The sequence below is a fragment of the Paenibacillus phytohabitans genome (assembly GCF_013141775.1).
Lineage (GTDB): Bacteria > Bacillota > Bacilli > Paenibacillales > Paenibacillaceae > Paenibacillus_AQ > Paenibacillus_AQ phytohabitans.
On sequence record NZ_WHOB01000094.1, the window covers coordinates 37567 to 55132 of the forward strand.

The 17566-nt window shown below is 54.8% G+C and carries 14 protein-coding genes; 1 reads left to right on the forward strand and 13 read right to left on the reverse strand.

The genetic code is table 11. From position 1 onward, the window contains the following. The first annotated feature begins 34 nt into the window (after positions 1–34). Positions 35–583: a GNAT family N-acetyltransferase gene (locus GC101_RS32660; RefSeq protein ID WP_039309141.1), complete on the forward strand. Its 549-nt coding sequence runs from the start codon at positions 35–37 to the stop codon at positions 581–583. Positions 584–715: 132 nt separating this feature from the next. On the opposite strand, the gene GC101_RS32665 is transcribed toward GC101_RS32660, so the two are convergent. The 13 genes from GC101_RS32665 to GC101_RS32725 form a co-directional block, all read right to left on the reverse strand. Continuing rightward, on the reverse strand, positions 716–1366 hold the full coding sequence (locus GC101_RS32665) for an MOSC domain-containing protein (protein WP_171720704.1): 651 nt from the start codon (positions 1364–1366) through the stop codon (positions 716–718). A gap of 5 nt (positions 1367–1371) precedes the next feature. Beyond that, positions 1372–1875 (reverse strand): GNAT family N-acetyltransferase, encoded by a 504-nt coding sequence (locus tag GC101_RS32670; RefSeq protein WP_039309145.1) that lies wholly within the window; start codon positions 1873–1875, stop codon positions 1372–1374. 61 nt (positions 1876–1936) lie between these two features. Further along, the gene (locus GC101_RS32675; RefSeq protein WP_171720705.1) at positions 1937–3154 is read right to left on the reverse strand and encodes an MFS transporter; all 1218 of its coding nucleotides are present in this window, start codon (positions 3152–3154) and stop codon (positions 1937–1939) included. 466 nt (positions 3155–3620) lie between these two features. Next, the gene (locus GC101_RS32680; protein WP_039309150.1) at positions 3621–4448 is read right to left on the reverse strand and encodes a formate/nitrite transporter family protein; all 828 of its coding nucleotides are present in this window, start codon (positions 4446–4448) and stop codon (positions 3621–3623) included. Between the two features lie 238 nt (positions 4449–4686). Continuing rightward, on the reverse strand, positions 4687–6051 hold the full coding sequence (locus tag GC101_RS32685; RefSeq protein WP_171720706.1) for an FAD-dependent oxidoreductase: 1365 nt from the start codon (positions 6049–6051) through the stop codon (positions 4687–4689). A gap of 364 nt (positions 6052–6415) precedes the next feature. After that, the gene (locus tag GC101_RS32690; RefSeq protein ID WP_171720707.1) at positions 6416–8050 is read right to left on the reverse strand and encodes a formate--tetrahydrofolate ligase; all 1635 of its coding nucleotides are present in this window, start codon (positions 8048–8050) and stop codon (positions 6416–6418) included. A gap of 253 nt (positions 8051–8303) precedes the next feature. Then, entirely contained in the window at positions 8304–8783 is a 480-nt protein-coding gene (locus GC101_RS32695) for a glutathione peroxidase (RefSeq protein ID WP_039309160.1), read from the reverse strand. Between the two features lie 629 nt (positions 8784–9412). After that, positions 9413–10444, reverse strand: coding sequence for an LLM class flavin-dependent oxidoreductase (locus GC101_RS32700; protein ID WP_171720708.1), 1032 nt, complete (start codon positions 10442–10444; stop codon positions 9413–9415). 229 nt (positions 10445–10673) lie between these two features. After that, entirely contained in the window at positions 10674–11012 is a 339-nt protein-coding gene (locus GC101_RS32705) for a DUF3243 domain-containing protein (protein WP_042140287.1), read from the reverse strand. Between the two features lie 882 nt (positions 11013–11894). Then, positions 11895–12842 (reverse strand): M15 family metallopeptidase, encoded by a 948-nt coding sequence (locus GC101_RS32710; protein ID WP_171720709.1) that lies wholly within the window; start codon positions 12840–12842, stop codon positions 11895–11897. A gap of 199 nt (positions 12843–13041) precedes the next feature. Next, on the reverse strand, positions 13042–15033 hold the full coding sequence (locus tag GC101_RS32715; RefSeq protein ID WP_171720710.1) for a DEAD/DEAH box helicase: 1992 nt from the start codon (positions 15031–15033) through the stop codon (positions 13042–13044). A gap of 424 nt (positions 15034–15457) precedes the next feature. After that, the gene (locus GC101_RS32720) at positions 15458–17128 is read right to left on the reverse strand and encodes an ABC1 kinase family protein (RefSeq protein ID WP_171720711.1); all 1671 of its coding nucleotides are present in this window, start codon (positions 17126–17128) and stop codon (positions 15458–15460) included. Beyond that, positions 17129–17485 (reverse strand): phasin family protein, encoded by a 357-nt coding sequence (locus tag GC101_RS32725; protein WP_039305489.1) that lies wholly within the window; start codon positions 17483–17485, stop codon positions 17129–17131. Positions 17486–17566 lie beyond the last annotated feature (81 nt).

The window sequence follows — 17566 nt, forward strand, 5'->3', positions numbered from 1 at the left end:
AGCTTATACCTTACGCCGCAGAGGGGGAAGCCGCATGTTTAATTATGTCATTGATGAAGAGCTGAAGCTGAAGCTGCTTATGCCTGAGCATGCCCGCCATATGTACGCCCTAGTCGAGCGCTCGCGCCATCGGCTCAGGCAGTGGCTGCCTTGGGTGGACGGCGTAGCCGAGCAGGCCCACCTGACTACTTTCATCAAGAATGCCGTGAAGCAGGGCAGTGACAATGGCGGCTTCACGGCCGGACTGTGGGTCCGGGAGGAATTGGCCGGGATCATCGGGTATCACGAGATTGACTGGCATAACCGGTCTGTCGGTATCGGCTACTGGCTGGGTGAAGGCTATGAAGGCAACGGCTACATGACCAGCGCCTGCCGGGTATTCGTGGATTATGCCCTGCTGGAGCTGGAGCTCAACCGTGTAGAGATCCGCTGCGCCACGGGTAACACGGCAAGCAGGGCTATTCCCGAGCGGCTCGGATTCATCTTCGAAGGCGTGATCCGCGAGGCGGAGAAGCTGCCCGCAGGTTATGTGAACCACGCAGTCTACGGTCTGCTGCGCAGCGAATGGAAGCTGCTGGGCTGACAGCAAGGCAGCAGCAGGCATTAGGCAGCATGTTATTATGCACATTTATACACAGCATAAGCCAGAACCCCCGGAGGCATAACATAAGCCCCGGGGGTTCTGGCGTACCGTCTTCCATGTTATTGCTCCGGTCTAATTCTCCGCTGCCGCAAGCCAGCCCCGGAATTTGTCCCGGATGCCGGCTGTGAGGCTGTCCAGCCCGGCTAGCTCGGCTAGTCCGGTCTTATCCTTGCGCCCGTGCTCCATTGAGTACAGCACCTGCTTCACAGGGAAACTTCCCGCTCCGCTCTCCCGCTTAATAATCCGGTCACCGGATGCAACCCTGCCTTCACGCAGCACGCGGAAATAGAACCCGCTGTAACCGGTGGACAGCACCCGCGCAGGCATATCCGCCGGTCCATGCTTCTGCGAGAGCTTGAAGCAGGGGAAGCGCGGCTGGCTTACCTGGAGCAGTGCCGTACCAATCTCAAAGACATCCCCGATGCACACCTCGGTCTCCAGAAGTCCGCTCACTGTGATATTCTCACCGAATGCGGAGTAGTCCAGCTTCCGTCCAAGCAGCTCTTCCCAGTAGGCATAATGCTCAACCGGATAGACGCAGACGGCCTTGTCGGGGCCCCCGTGGTTTACCAGATCCGCTTGCCCGTCCCCGTCGAAGCCTTCAGCATGAAGCTCCAGCGGGCCGGTGACCGGCAGCTTGTAGATTCCCGTTTCCAGCGGTTTGCCGCGGTAATCCACGGTCTTCGGCTTGCCTACATTAAGTGAGACGACTTCCATCTTCATTCCTCCTAGTCCAGCATGCAGCTCATGAATACCTCATCTACATATCGTCCGCCCAGATAGAACTCCTCCCGCAGCCGTCCCTCCTCCTCGAATCCGCATTTGCGGTAGAACGAGAGTGCCGGTGTATTGCAGGAGAGCACACGCAGGCGCAGCTTACGGATTCCATTCTCTGCGGCATGGCGCTTGATCTCTGCAATCAGCCGGCTGCCTACACCCAGGCGCTGAAAGCGCGGATGTACGGCAATATTAACCTCGCATACATGGCGGTTGCTCTCCATTCCGCTGGGACAGCCGAAGCCGACATACCCGCATAGCTCCCCGTCCTGCAAGGCTACAAGCTGGGACCCGGGCGGTGCATGCAGCAGATAATCCTCCCGGGAGCGCCACATCAGCGGACCGGGTGTTGTCTCCTCTGTCCAGATCATATTATCGAGAATGATCAGCTCACGGGCATCCCTGATTTCAGAGGGACGGATGGTGAAAGCCGAATCCCTGTTTAGTTGTTGCATAGCTTCTACACCCCTTGCCTTGCTAAGCAGATAATAAAAGGATTAGTTACAGCGCAGCCGTTTATACAGTATTACCCCGGAGCTTCACGCTCCCGCGGTTAACGTAGGCATGGACCGCGAAGAATCCCACGGACAGAACCGCCATCCCGCAGGCCAGCCAGCCTGTCGGCGCAAGGCCGCCTCTGTCGAATTGAATCCCCATCAGATACGGGCCGATAACCCGGCCGACCGCGCCGATACCGCCGCTAAGCCCGAGATAGAAGGGCGCACTGCGCTGGGCATGCTCCGAGATGAAGGATGGCATGGCCGGAGAGATCAGCATCTCCCCCAGTGTAGCCAGCACCATCGCCAGCAGCATGCCCGGGTAGCTCGGCATGAACAGTATAACCGCATACCCGCCCAGATAGAATACGGCGCTTGCGGTCATCTGCGCAGTAGAAGTCCCTGCGAACCAGCGTTTGATCAGACTGACCAGCGGCTGCGCGGCAAAGATAAGTACGCCGTTCAGCGTCCAGAGGAAGCCGTATAACTGCTTCGACCAGCCTTCTGAAATAATAAACGGCGATACTCCGGTATTCCAGATCGAATTGCCGATCAGCAGAAACATCGAACCAATAGCCATGTACAGATAAATCCGCGTATGCCTCAGCAGCTTCCAGCCCGACGCTTCCCCCTGCGGGTGTTTCTTCTGTATTGTCTCATGGGACGGCGACGGTGCTGTCCCCACCCTGCGCAGATAGACAAAGAAGAATCCGGCAAACACCGCCGAAGTCACACCGTTCAGCACAAAGCTCAGCATATAATTGCCCAGGAATCCGCTCAGTGCGGTACCCAGTGCTACCCCGATATTGTTCGAGACATAGACAATATTGAACAGCTCTCCGCGCTGCTCCGCGAACCGGAAGCCGATAAAGGCCTGAATAGCCGGGAGAGACAGGGAGTTGAACAAACCCATCAGGCCCATAACTATAATGAATATACTCCAGCTGCCGCTCGCCCATGGAAGAGCAAACAGGGTCAGCGCGTTCATCGCCAGTGCTCCGACAATCAGGCGGTTTACCCCTACCTTGTGATACAAAGATCCGCCCAGCAATTGCCCGGCAATCCCCCCGAGGGATTGGACCAGCAGAACAATTCCCGCATCTTTCATACTGCGTCCCAGCTCATCAAATACATACATCGTAACCAGCGGCCACATCAGCGCGCTGCCGGTTGCATTAATGAGACTGGAAATCAAGAACACTTTGACTTCCTTCGGATAGGCCTGCAAAAATCTCATAACTTGTCTTTCATCCCCTGTAACATAGGTGTCATTAATCCATCCAGTATCATCTGAAAATAGGATGAAGGGCAAGTTCTCGCGTTAACGCTTTATCGCATAGAACCATTGAATTTTCTGCTGCGAAATTCCGAATCACTTCCCGCCTGCCGTGCTATTTATATTCTATAACCGCAGCTTCTGCACGTAAAGAAAATAGGTGGATATGACCTGATTCGTTCCCCGCAGGCCGGGGTAATAGTGCATATGAAACACTCCCTATTTATTCGCCGTGAATCCGATTTCGTTCCCCCGAGTCGGATATGCACGGCGAATTTTGTTTTGCTCTGAAGTTATTCCAGGCAGAGCCGGGCTAACAAAAAACACTCCCTGTTTCTCTGCGATTCCCAAAAACAGGGTGCCGAGAAGCCAGGAAGTGCTGGGGCCAAACTATTGAACATGCCGGTCATTACCAGCGGATTTTGAATTAAGCGTGTTTCTTCACACCTGCAGCGGAGATTCCTTCAACAGCCGTTACAGCTGCCGGCTCCTTACGCAGGTAAGCCATCCAGTAAGCCGCTGCGACGAAGATCGCGCCGCCCGTAAGATTGCCCAGCCATACCGGGGCAAAGTTGGCGAAGTACTGCGCCCACGTGAAATGTCCTTCGAAGATGGCAGCAGGGATAAGGAACATGTTAGCTACAACGTGCTGGAAGCCGATGGCTACAAACGCCATTGTCGGGAACCAGATACCGAGGATTTTGCCGCTGAAATTATCTGCTCCATAGGAGAGCCACACTGCCAGCGCCACGAGCCAGTTACAGCCGATCCCGGAGATAAAGGCCTGCAGGAAGGTCGCATCAATCTTGTGCTCAGCCATACTCACCAGCTTCTCCAGATACACCCCGTCCGATGTAAGGCCAACGACATGACCGAAGAAATAAGCAACGAACAAGGCACCTGCCAGGTTGCTGAGCGTAATCAGCACCAGGTTCTTAATCACTTCCCAGAACGAAATCTTCTTCGCAATAAAAGCAAGCGGCACCGCCATCATGTTGCCTGTCAGCAGCTCGCCTCCGGCAAGCAGCACCAGTATCAGCCCTACCGGGAATACCGCAGCTCCGATGAAGTTAGCGATGGACCCCCACTCGGCAGGCGCACCGGCAATGACACGAATATCCAGCAAAAATCCGAGCGCGATAAACGCTCCTCCCAGGAAACCAAGAATAAGTACAGTGCTGAGCGGATTGTGCGCTTTCTTGACTCCGTTCTCTACCGTTACTTCGGCGATCCCCTGCGGTTTGTTATAAGCCATGATTCCTATCCCCTTCTAATTACTTAAAATTTGTTCCTTTATGCCATTGTAACGTGATCACAATCACATTAACGTGATAAAAATCACTCTCAGAAAACCTAAGTGAAAGTTTTCACTGACATGTCAAATTTACCATAAAAGGTTAGGCGGCGGAATATTTTTCTCATTCGGACCCGGAATTAATACTTAAAACCATAAAAAAAGGAGCCCTTAACGGGCCCCGGCGAAATCTGGGGGTTTAGACGTGTACTGGTTCTTTAACGGCAACTGTCTTGGGCAGTGCCTGAAGTCCTGCAGTGTTCAGGAAGTTCCAAGGCTTGTTGTAATGCGGCTGGAAGAAGAAATCAATGAAGGCCAGCTGGTCCACGGTCATTTTATTCTGAATACATACCGAGACGGTATTGATCGACTGCGTCAGATCCATCTTGGACATAATCTGTGCCCCAAGAATGCGGCGGGTCGCACGTTCGAATACGACTTTTACCTGAACCTGCTCGAATGTCGGCATAAACTCCGGACGGTAGTTGTCAATCAGCATTACACTTTCAGCATCCATACCTTCGGCTTTGGCGGCATCCTCGGTAAGTCCGGTTCCGGCAATATTGTCTTCATAAATCTTAATGCCCGATGTACCCTGCGTACCCATGTAAGGGATCGTATTCGAGACCAGATTGCGGGCTACCAGTGTCCCCATGCGTACAGCGTTCGTGGCGAGCGGGATATAGGCATGTTTACCGGTCGGGTTGTAATGAATCGCACAGCTGTCACCAGCGGCATATACATCCGGCAGGCTGGTCTGCATGTAATCGTTGACCATAATCGCACCGTTCGGAAGCATGTCGACTTGACCCTTGAGCAGCTCTGTATTCGGACGGAAGCCGATGCAGAGAATGACCAGATCGGTTTCATGCTCTCCCTTGCTAGTAATGACCTTAGTGACTTTGCCGTTCTCCCCGGCGAATGCTGCGACTTTCTCACCAAGCGCAAGCTTGATGCCATGCTCTTCAAGTGATTGTTGAATCGGAGCAGTGAATTCTTCATCAAGATATTTACTCAGAATACGTTCTTCCCCGTCGATCAGGGTAACTTCCTTGCCGTTCATCTGAAAAGCTTCAACCAGCTCAACGCCGATATATCCAGCTCCGACTACTGTAATTCTTGTCACCTTCTGCGCTTGTTCAATAATGGTGTTGGAGTGATTATAATTCTTCGAGAGCAGAATCCCCTCCAGCTCTATACCTTCCAGCTTAGGCACAATCGGCCATGAGCCTGTTGTCATAATCAGCTTGTCGTACGTATCTTCAAATTCTTCACCTGTAGCGAGGTTGCGGGCCTTCAATGTTCGGCGGGCGGTATCCACATTCGTCACTTCATGGCGCATCTTCGTTTGCACACCCAGTGCTGCAAGCTGTTCCGGGGAAGAATAGAACAATCCCTGCGGGTCCTTGACGACTCCCCCTACGTAAAGCGCAATGCCGCAAGACAAGAACGATATGTTATCGTTGCGCTCATAAACCGTAATCTGGGCATCCGGGTACAGCTGTGCGGTATTAACAATTGCGGCGGTTCCGGCGTGTGTACATCCAATGACTGCTACTTTCATGATTTCTTCCTCCTCCAATTTACAAGCCTTTTTCTCTGTGGTTGTGATTAATTTCACTTTATATACTGATTATATTGTGATATTTATCACATTACAAGCACTTTTGTGAATTTTCTCACATTGTTCACAATTTCAATTTTTAATTATCTGCACGGGTTTCTTTTCGTCTTGCATTAGTTTTCCCCGCCAGTAGGACATTATGTCTGTCAGCAGCAGGAAGCAGCAGGAAGCGGCGTTAGGGTGTGGAACTGTATAAATTCTAATTTTTGCAGCAAAAAAGCCCCACTACACCGCAAACCTTCTGCGGAACAAGTGAGGCTCTATCTAATGGATGGCTGCCGCCTGTATGCGGCCAAAAAACCTTTTATTCCAAACCGGAGATCACACCATCTTCATCGACCAGCAGCCCTTCTGCGGCCGGTTTGGCGGGTAGGCCCGGCATTGTGACAATGTTCCCTGTGATGACCACAGCAAATCCTGCGCCAAGGGACAATGTAATGTCCCGGACACCCATGGTGAAGCCTTCCGGTGCTCCAAGCAGCCTCGGCTGATCCGAGAAGGAATATGGCGTTTTGGCCATACAGACCTGAAGCTGGTGCAGGCCCAGCCTGTCAATAACAGCCAGACTGCGTTTGGCTGCCGGAGAGAAGGCCACTTCTGCGCCATGATAGATTTCGGTGACGATTTTATTGATTTTGGACGGGATGTCCAGATTGTCTTCATACAGCGGCGCGAACTTTACGGCCTCTTCCCGGTCCAGCAGCTTCTTCAGCTCCTGCGCCAGTTCCTGCCCGCCTGCGCTTCCTTCAGCCCATACCTTGGATACCGCAGCGGGCACACCCAGCCGGCGGCAGGCCTCCAGCACATCGTTAATCTCCGCCGGGGCATCCCCTTCAAAGTGATTGAGGGCAACGAGTACAGGCACACCGAATTTGCCAAGATTCTCAATATGGCGCTCCATATTGGACAATCCGGAGAGCAGCGCCGCCCGGTTGCCGGCATACAGCTCCTCCTTGCGGACACCTCCGTTATATTTCAGTGATTTCACTGTAACCACCAGTACTGCGGCAGAAGGGGTCAGGCCGGCCTGGCGGCATTTAATATCCATGAACTTCTCAGCACCAAGGTCTGCGCCAAAGCCCGCTTCAGTCACTACCACGTCTCCGAGCTTCAGGGCGTAGCGGGTTCCGATTACACTGCTGCAGCCGTGGGCAATATTAGCGAAGGGTCCGCCATGCACAATCACGGGCGTGCCTTCAAGCGTCTGCACCAGATTCGGCTTCACAGCTTCCTTGAGCAGTGCAGTCATCGCCTCAACGGCTCCGATGTCCTTCGCGGTTATTGGCTGTCCCAATTGGTCATATCCAACCAGCATCCGGCTCAGCCGTTTCTTCAGATCCGCGAGGTCATTGCAGAGGCACAGCACAGCCATAATCTCAGACGCCGTCGTGATCTGGAAGCCGCTCTCCCGCACCGTCCCGTTCCCGTCGCCAAGGCCGGTCACAATATTCCGCAGGCTGCGGTCATTCATATCCATCACACGTTTCCATACTATCCGCTGCGGGTCCAGGTTCAAGGCGTTGCCCTGAAAAATATGATTATCGATCATCGCGGAGAGCAGGTTGTGCGCGGAGGTCACCGCGTGGATATCCCCGGTGAAATGCAGATTAATCTCGTCTGCCGGAACAATCTGCGCCTTGCCTCCGCCGGTTGCGCCGCCCTTCATGCCCAGGCAGGGTCCAAGCGAAGGTTCTCGCAATGCCGCCACCGTCTTGATCCCCGCCGCATTCAGCGCCTGGGATAATCCGATAGTCGTCAAGGTTTTGCCTTCACCCGCCGGTGTAGGGTTAACTGCCGTAACCAGGACGAGCTTGCCGTCCGGTTTGTGCTTCAGCTCCGCCCACAGGGACGGCGACAGTTTGCTTTTATATTTACCGTACAACTCCAGATGCTCTTCATTGATCCCTGCTGCCGATGCTACCTCTGTTATTAACCTCATGCCTTTATGAAACCCTCCTGCCGTTATTATCCTGCATCCCATATTTCTTTATGCAATCTCCGTAGATGAGTGAAACATTCCTCTTCAAAGGATACAGTGTCTCTGAAAAGATTCAAGGATAATTTTCATACGAGGGGATACTTCCGTCTCTAGAAGCCAAGCAGAAACGGCTTGCTCATACAAAAAACTCCCGGACAGGGGTGCGCGTGCACCCCAATCCGGGAGCGGACTATTTTGTGACAGCTATCCTTACTTACTTCAGCAGCGATTCAATAAGGTCCTTCATGCTCTCCGGTGATTCCTTCGGCTCCACACGCGCCACCACATTGCCGCTGCGGTCCACCAGAAACTTCGTGAAGTTCCACTGGATATCGCTGCTCTCCCCGTCACCCGGCTGCTGACCCTTCAAATATTGGAACAGCAGGCTTGCCTCCGGCCCATTCACATCTACCTTGGCAAACACCGGGAAAGTAACGCCGTAATTGATCTGGCAGAAGGCTTCCGCTTCCTCACTTGTACCCGGCTCCTGGCCGGCAAACTGGTTGCAGGGAAACCCCAGCACAACAAGCCCTTGATCTCCGTATTGTTCGTACAGCTTCTGCAAATCTCCGTATTGCGGGGTAAGCCCGCACTTGCTGGCCGTATTGGCGATCAGCAGCACCTTACCCTCATAGTCCTTAAACGGCACTTCTGTACCCGAAGGTGTGACTCCGGCAAAACTATAGATCGACATCCTGCTTCGCTTCCTTTCGGCTGTATATTCGTATTTACCCTGGCGGCTTATAGAGTCCATGCCCTTATAGAGCTTATGCCTCACTACGGGCATTCCTCTTTATTTTATCCTATTGGCAGCGTGATACAAAATTTCAGGCTCTGATTGCGGTGCGGGTGGCAGCTGCAGGAATAATCGTTAAGTGAGTAGCCCATTTTGGGCCACATTGTACTCGGTTTTTCGTATACGTTGGGCTCGTTTACCTCCGCTGTGACACATTGTACTCGGTTTTTCGCATACGTTGGGCTTGTTACCATCGCGGTGACACATTGTACCGGTTTATCGCATACGTTGGGCTCGTAAGCCTCCGCTGTGACACATTGTATTCGGTTTTTCGCATACATTGGGCTTGTTTACCTGCGCAGTGACACATTGTATTCGGTTTTTCGCATACATTGGGCTCGTTTACCTTCGCAGTGACACATTGTATTCTGTTTTTCGCATACATTGGGCTGGTTTACCATCGCGGTGACACATTGTACTCGGTTTTTCGCATACATTGGGCTTGTTTGCCTTCGCAGCCAGCCCACTTTGGGCGGATTTAGGTACTTTTATGCTCTTCAGCTTCAATCCCAATTGGCCCTGGAAGGCTACACCCTTCGCGTCAGCCCGCAGGCTTCGGCAATAAGCCGGAGAGATGTCAGCTTATCCTCAAAGCTGTGAATATGTGATGAAATCATCAGCTCCCCGCATCGATATTCTTCCGCCAGCGCCTGCAATTGCTCTCTGACTTCACTCGGCGACCCTACAACCATCCGCTTACGGTTATCCTTAATGGAGAACCTGTCATAAGGTGTATATGTATAATTCATTGCAGTTTCTACGGAAGGGGTTACAGTGGAGAGATGCTCTTTCTCCAGCAGCACCAGCGACAAATCCATGCTGGCGGCCAGCCGGTCCGCTTCCTCTGAGGCAGCAGCACAGACGGCAAATATCGCCACCAGTGCTTGTGGCGATGCAGCAGCAAGGGATGGAGCGAAGCTGTTGGCATACTCCTGCACCGCCTCCGCTCCCCCGTTACCGTTAATAAACCGGGCGAAGGCATACCTGGTACCCAGCCGGGCGGAGAGCGCAGCGCTGTCACCGCTTGAGCCGAGCAGCCAGATTTCCGGCGCTGTACTCACGGCAGGTGTAGCCTGCAGTCCGGCATAGCGGTGCGGAGGTTCGGCAGCCCCAGTCTCATCAGACTCATGCAGATATGCAATGAGTTCCTTAAGCTGCTGCTCATATCGGTCTATATCCTCAGGATTCACGCGGTTATCCTGCAGCGCCCTGGCGGACAGCGCACCGCCGCCTGCCGCTCTGCCCACACCCAGATCGATCCGCCCGGGATACAAGGCCTCCAGGACGCGGAAGTTCTCGGCGACCTTGTAAGCACTGTAATGCGGGAGCAGCACAGCTCCTGAGCCGATGCGGATCTCCGAAGTTACAGCAGCCAGATGAGCCATCAGCACCTCCGGACTGGAGCCGGCCAGTCCGGGCGCCGCGTGATGCTCTGCAACCCAGAAGCGGTGATACCCGAGTCGCTCAGCTTCGCGGGCCAGCAATACTGTCTGGGCCAGTGCCTCCGCAGGCGTGCTCCCTTCAGACACCGGCGATTGATCCAGAATGCTTAATTTCATATAGGAGCAGCTCCAATGGGTTTGAATTTTCAACTTCGGCGGGAACATCTATATTGGTCCAGTCCATTATATCACCGGGTATATCACCGGATATATCCCTGGAATCAGTCAATCTGAGCATCCGTCAGCATTGCCGACCATAGGCAGATACAAGGCAGAAGGAGGGGCAGCAGATGCAGAAACAACGGGCACTGGCCTCTTCAAGGCGGCACCCGTTGTCTGCTGCTTCTTAATGCTGTACCATCTTCACCAGCATATGCGCCAGCCGGTGGCGCTCTTCCTTGTTTCCGGCCTTCCACAGTTCCAGCAGCAGCTTCTCCTCACTGTTGCGGGGCTCTTCGTACGCCGCCAGATAATCGGCGATTTTCTCGGCAGCCACAGCCAGCTGCTCATCGCTGAGCCCGATTTTCTGCGCCAGTTGGATGCGCTTTCCCAAGTAGCTTTTGAAATCCTCGAAATTGTTCAGGATCAATTCCTTCTGCCCCGGCTCAATCCGGTCCAGCGCATCGTTCACCCGGTGCATCGTCACACTTCCGTCCTTGCTCACCACATGATTATGTTCAGACATTCAGAACACCTCCCATTTATTAGTGTGCGGTTTCCCACTAATTAACCAGAGGCCCCGTAGGTGAACCAAACGAAGCCCGCCGAAGGATATATCGTCATCCCGTGGACACACCGCTTTCCTGCGCAGCAGACAGAAACCTGTCAGCACTCTCATGGCCCGGGCTGCTAGTGACGCGGACTGAGAATCGCTTATTCGGGCAGAACGGCCGTATTTGCAGATCAAGCGGACTCACAATCCCTTATATGTCCGCAGATCCTCATTTCAGGCAAAAATACATAAGATAACGGAATCTCAGTCCGCTTCGGCGCCAATATGATGATTAACGGAGAAATAAGCGCTTCTCAGTCCGCTTGCGTCAGGTTCAGCTATTCAACTATATAAACCGCAATACAGCAACAACCCTACAAGCTATCGTTCAGCTGCTGTGTGGGACTGGATGAATACATCAATTCCATAAACTTGATTCGTTGCCGGCAGAATGGAGACTCTTAGGAAGCGCTGTAGTCGTAAATGTTGTACGTTCTGCAACTTTGATGTCTTGATAGCAGGGTGTTCGGGAGGATTGTTGTATAAAATACAAGAATAATCCTGCTAAGCCGCTTGAACACAGTGAAATCCTGCCTTTTATACAACATTTCTGGATTTGCGCCGCTAGGATGAGAGGAATGTTGTATTTTGGGCAGGATTTTATGAATCGAGGAATTCCAACGACAACTACGGCAACCACGGCAAATACTGCAAATACTGTAAATACGTAAATGTAGCAACTACGGCAACAGGAGACGCCCGGAGGTCCAACTATTCACAGGGTGAAGGATAGACTTAGAATAAATCACAAAAAGACCCCGTGAACCACGGGGCCGGCTGTACATCGATTTCACATTAATTCGACACCGGAACGGCATCATAATATTCTTCGAGGGTAATTCCTCTCTCCGATACGGACGCGGCGATCTCCTTGCCTACATACCGGACATGCCAAGGCTCATAAATATATCCGGTGATCGCCTGCTTGCCTTCGAGGAACCGGATAATATATCCGTACTCAGCGGCATGATCCGCAAGCCATTCTGCTTCCTTCGTACCGGCAAAGCAGCTTTCGGCCGCACATTTGCCGTCACTGCCGGACAGGTCAATCGCCAGACCCGTCTGATGCTCGCTGTGTCCGGGCAACGCACTGTAGGTACGGGCTTTCTCTTCGCCGTCCCGGGCTACATAGTTATTGAACAACCTTCTCTGGGTCGCTTCCGAACGGTAGCCGGATACGCCGGCCAGATAAATACCGTCCTTCTTCGCCCCGGCAAACATCTCCTCCAGCGCCGTGGCAGCTTCACGCCGCAGCATCCGCTTCTCGATCTTCTCCGAGAATATAAAAGGCACATCAGGATAGACCAGATCAGCCGGCTTATATTTATCAGGCAGTCTGTACTGCTTATTAACCATAACCGCGATGCTCTCCGGTTCGGCGGCAACCATCTCTGCATCACCATTACTGCCGGAATCCGTAGCTGCCGGCTTATCCGTAGGGGCAGGCTTGTCCGTTGGTTCCGGAGTCCCGGCCGCATTATTCTCCCCGCTCGTTGAATCCGCAGGCGTCGGTGTAGGCTCAGTCCCCGTATTGTTGCCGGAGCCCTGCTCCTGGCCGTCCGGCTCTGCGCTTGGCAGTGCCGAAGTCTCCGGCGCCGTACCCGGCCCGGCCCCGAGATCGGTACCTGTATTTATATTTGTTCCGTCTTCCCGGGAAGCGGACGGGCTAGTATACTTCCCGATTCCCCAGCCGACAGCAATGACAACGATGAACAAGATGACAATCTTGGTGGTTCTGGACATATGCGGTTTCGTTCCTCCTAGAAGTTCTGTATTCTTTCTAAAGCTTAGTTACATTATTAGACAGGCTGAAGGGCCGAAATGTTTCAGTCCGGGCTGATAAATGTGCAGCAGCCCCTAACACAAATATTACCATAGAACAATTAGCCGATACGCTAACTGCCCTATGGTAACAAGTTTCACTTATGAATGTAAAGCGCCTTTATCTGGATGAGCCGCGTCCGCCGCGTGAACCGCCGCCGGAGCCGCCACTGCGTCCGCCGCGCGATGAGGTTCCGCCGCTGCTGCGTCCGCCCGAGCTAAATCCGCCTTTGCCGCCCTTGGAGCCGCCGCCGCTATAACCTCCGCGTGAGCCGCCGCCTTTGGTAGCGGGCGCGCCTGAGCCGCCGCCTTCATTGCTGCGGGCTACATGCGCCCGGAATTTCGGGCTCGACTTCGCGCCGCCCGGGTTGTACCCGGCACCTGAGCCGCCGCCCTTCGAAGCACCATAGCTGAATTCGCCGGCATCCGCGCCTCTGGATACATTGGTGCTGTAGCCGCTGCTCGGGCCGCCGCTTCTGGCGCCGCCGCCCTTATTGCCGCCGCGTCCGCCTGCGGCATTCGCTCCAGCCGCATAACCCGAAGCCGGGCTGCTGTCGCCGCCGCTGGCGAAGGCGCCGTAGCCGCCGCCCGGTCTTGGCTTCGCCGCGCTCTTGCCGGCGGAGTCGCCGCCCCGCGGAGCCGCAGCCGCGCTGTACGCGCTGCGCTTGCCGCCACCGCCGCCCGCCGCGTTCTTACGGCTGCGGCTCCCGCCTTCCGCAGGCGCGCCCCAGCCGCCTGCTTCCTTGCCGCCTGCCGCGTCCTTACGGCTGCGGCTTCCGCCTTCCGCAGGCGCACCCCAGCCGCCTGCTTCCTTGCCGCCGCGTCCGCGTCCGCCCGGACGCCCTGCGCCTGCGGCTTCCGCGCGCGGAGCACCGCCGCTGCGGCCCTGCCCGCGGCCGCCGCGTCCAGCGCGCGCCGCTTCAGGCGCTGCGCTCTGCCGCCCGCCGCGCGGCGAGCCGCCGCCTTGCACAGAGGTGAATTCGCCAACGCCGAATTCATCCTTCTCGTACCGGCGGCGGTCCAGCCGCTGGGAAATGCCGTGCTCGATCAGTTCGAGCCCGGCGCGTTCGCGCGGCGAAGAGAACGTGATCGCAAGGCCTTTGCCTCCGGCGCGGCCCGTGCGGCCGATCCGGTGAATATAGCTGTCCGCATCCAGCGGAAGATCGTAGTTGAAGATGTGGGTAATGCCTTCCACATCAAGCCCGCGGGCTGCCACATCCGTAGCAACCAGCAGCTGCAGCTTGGCATCGCGGAACCGCTTCATGACGGCTTCGCGTTTGCCCTGCGACAAGTCGCCGTGCAATTCGTCGCAGTCATACCCGGCAGCCTGCAGTGCTTCGTTCAGCTTGATGGCCCGGCGTTTGGTCCGGCAGAAGATGATCGCCAGGTACGGGCGGTCCCGCTCGATCAGGGAGATCAGCGCCTCTTCCTTATTGCGGTCAGAGCATTCCACTACCTGCTGGCGGATATTGTCCAGCGGAATTGGAGAGCCGCTCTTGATAATGATATCAAGCGGTTCTTTCATATAATTCGCAGCCAGTCGTTTGATCGGGTCCGGCATTGTTGCAGAGAACAGCATTGTCTGGCGGCGGTAAGGCACAGCCGTAATGATCGTCTCTACATCCTCCAGGAAGCCCATGTGCAGCATCTGGTCCGCTTCATCCAGCACCAGCATCTTCACGCCGCCCAAGTCCAGCGTCTCCCGGCGCAGGTGATCCAGCAGCCGTCCCGGCGTTCCGATAATGAGATGTCTGCCGCCTTCCAGCTTGCGGAGCTGTTTCTCCACATCCTGTCCGCCATAGACTGCCAGAATCTTCACTCCCGTATGGCGCGCCAGCTTGCGCGCTTCTTCGGTAATCTGCAGCGCAAGTTCACGCGTCGGCGCGAGAATAAGCGCCTGCGGATAAGCCGCCTCTACCCGGATCTTGTCCATAATCGGCAGCAGAAAAGCCAGTGTCTTCCCTGTTCCCGTCTTGGCACGGGCGATAACATCGAGACCCTCTACCAGCGGCGGAATCGCCTCTTCCTGCACCGGCGTCGGCTTCACGATTCCCTGCCCCTTGAGCAGATCGTTTAGTACTTCTGAAACTCCTAATTCTTTAAAACCCGGCAATTGCTCCACCTCACTATTTTCCCTAAGTTTTCACTTCATAACTTATATTCATCCATTTATCGGAGTAATGTACGCATTCACAAGGCTTGGCCTGCGGCATAAGCCCGTTATCAGGCGGCAACGGCTGCACCGTCCTGCATAGTGTGCTGTGCCAGGACAGCCAGTCCAGATATCGCTCTCAGGTATCCGTATCAAACAAAAGCGGAAGAACCCCGTTGCCGGAGCCCTTCCGTTCCACTGGCCCGCAAGGCTGCAGTCGAAGTTCGGTTTCTGGGGCAGCAGCGATCCACCGGACATTCAGACGGCACTCCATTTGCGTTCCATTACACTTTAATTTTGGGCAAGTTATCTTTATATATTGTACTTGATTTCGCGCTGCTTGTGTGCATATGCGGAAGAATAATTATTTCCCGGGCTTATCCCGCTAGAATCTTCCTGATTTGAATATCGAGAACAGCAGCCATATAATCATCAGCATAGCAATGACGGAGCCGATCTCCACGATGGGGAAATCCCAGAGCAGCGAAGGCTCGCCGCGCAGAGAGGAAGCAACAATCAGACCGGCCATAATGATGCTGAAGGCCAGCAGTACGATACTGAAGGAGAGCCGGTTGCCGACCCGGCTGAACTTGTGCTCCAGATTCTGGAGCTCAGGTACCCCAATCTCCACCTTGAGCTTCCCCTTGCTGAGCAGTGCGGAGAGCTGCCGGGCCTGGGCAGGAAGCTCCACCAGACTCTCGGCAAGATCGGCTACTCCGCCGAGCAGCTTGCGCTGCAGCCGGCTTCCGCTGAAGCGCTGCTTCACCAGCTGCCTGCCGAACGGCTCGGCCATCTGCACTATGCTGAAGGCCGGGTCGAGGCTGGCGACCATACCCTCCAGCGTCAGCATCGTCTTGCCCAGCATCGCGAGATCCGGCGGAATAACCAGCCGGTGCTTGCGGGCAATGCCGAACAGATCATTCAGCGCCTTGCCGATGCTGACCTGCTTGAACGGGATATCATAATACTGCTCCCGCAGCCGGTCCATATCATCATGCAGCGCCATCCGGTCGGCATCCTCCGGAATCACACCCAGGCGCAGAATGGCACGTACCATCGAATCGGTATTCTTGCGCATCAGTGCAATCACGAGTGCGGACAGCCCGTCCTTCATTTCCTCGCTCAGCCGCCCGACCATCCCGAAATCAATCAGAGCCAGCTTGCCGTCCTCCAGTACCATGACATTGCCCGGATGCGGATCGGCATGAAAGAAGCCATGGATGAAAATCTGGTTCAGCATCATCTCTACAAGCTGCTGGGCAATAGTCTTGAGCTTGACGCCCTTGTTCAGCAGCTCATCCCTGCGGTTCAGCGTAATTCCGTCCACGTATTCCATCGTCAGCACCCGTGTCGAGCTGAAATCCCAATAGATGGCCGGTATATATACATTATCCTGGGCAGTCAGATGCCCGGCTATACGTTCGGCATTGCGCCCTTCCTGGGCATAATCAAGCTCGGCCATCAGGGCACGGGAGAACTCCTCGACCATCCGGGTTAATCCGTATTGCTTGGCCCAGTCCATCTTCCGCTCAGCCAGGACGCTTAGATCCAGCAGAATCTCAAGATCCCGGCTCATGGTCCGCATGACGCCGGGACGCTGAATCTTGACCGCTACACTCTGGCCGCCGTGCAGCACCGCCCGGTGCACCTGACCGATGGAAGCCGCAGCAAGCGGATTGTTCTCGAAGTACTCAAAGACCGTATCCATATGCTGATCGAGTTCCTGCTCGATAATATTGCGGGCCGTCTCAGCCGAGAACGGCGGCACATTGTCCTGCAGCTTAATAAGCTCCTGTATAATTGAATCCGGCAGCAGATCGGAACGTGTACTGGCGAGCTGGCCCAATTTGACAAACGTCGGCCCCAGATCCTCCAGCACCCGGCGGATCCGCTCCCCGAGTGTTACGCTTTCGTGAACCTCCTGCGTAATAATCCGGCGCGGAAGGGACAGGAGATGATAGAGGCCCAGTTCCTCCACCATATAGCCGAAGCCATGACGCATAAGCGCCATGGCTATTGCCCGGTAACGGCCGGCATGTCTTATGCGGACTGCCATTTATTCCGTATGCGTTTCCGGCACGACATCCTCCTGGGTGCGGGGAGCCGTATTGCCCTCCAGCTCGGCCACGCGGCGTTCAAGCACAGCAATGCGCGATTCCAGTCCGGCAATGTCTCCTTGAACAGGCACCTTGAGCTCCTTCAGCACCTTCTGAACCTGCTCATGTACAGCCGCTTTGAAGGTACCGCGTTCTTCTTCACCGCGCTCCACCAGCCGGTCAACCAGTGCCTTGGATTCCGATGGCGCAAGCTCGCCCCGCTTGACGAGTTCATCTACGACCTTTTCAACCTTTTCCTTGCTGACAATGGTGAGGCCCACTCCTAAAGAGATTGCTTTCTTGAACAAATCACTCATGGTACTTCCCTCCCAAAGATTCCAGTTATGGTTAGAGTATACCCCTTAGCGGGCCAATTCACAAAATAACCCCACAAAGTG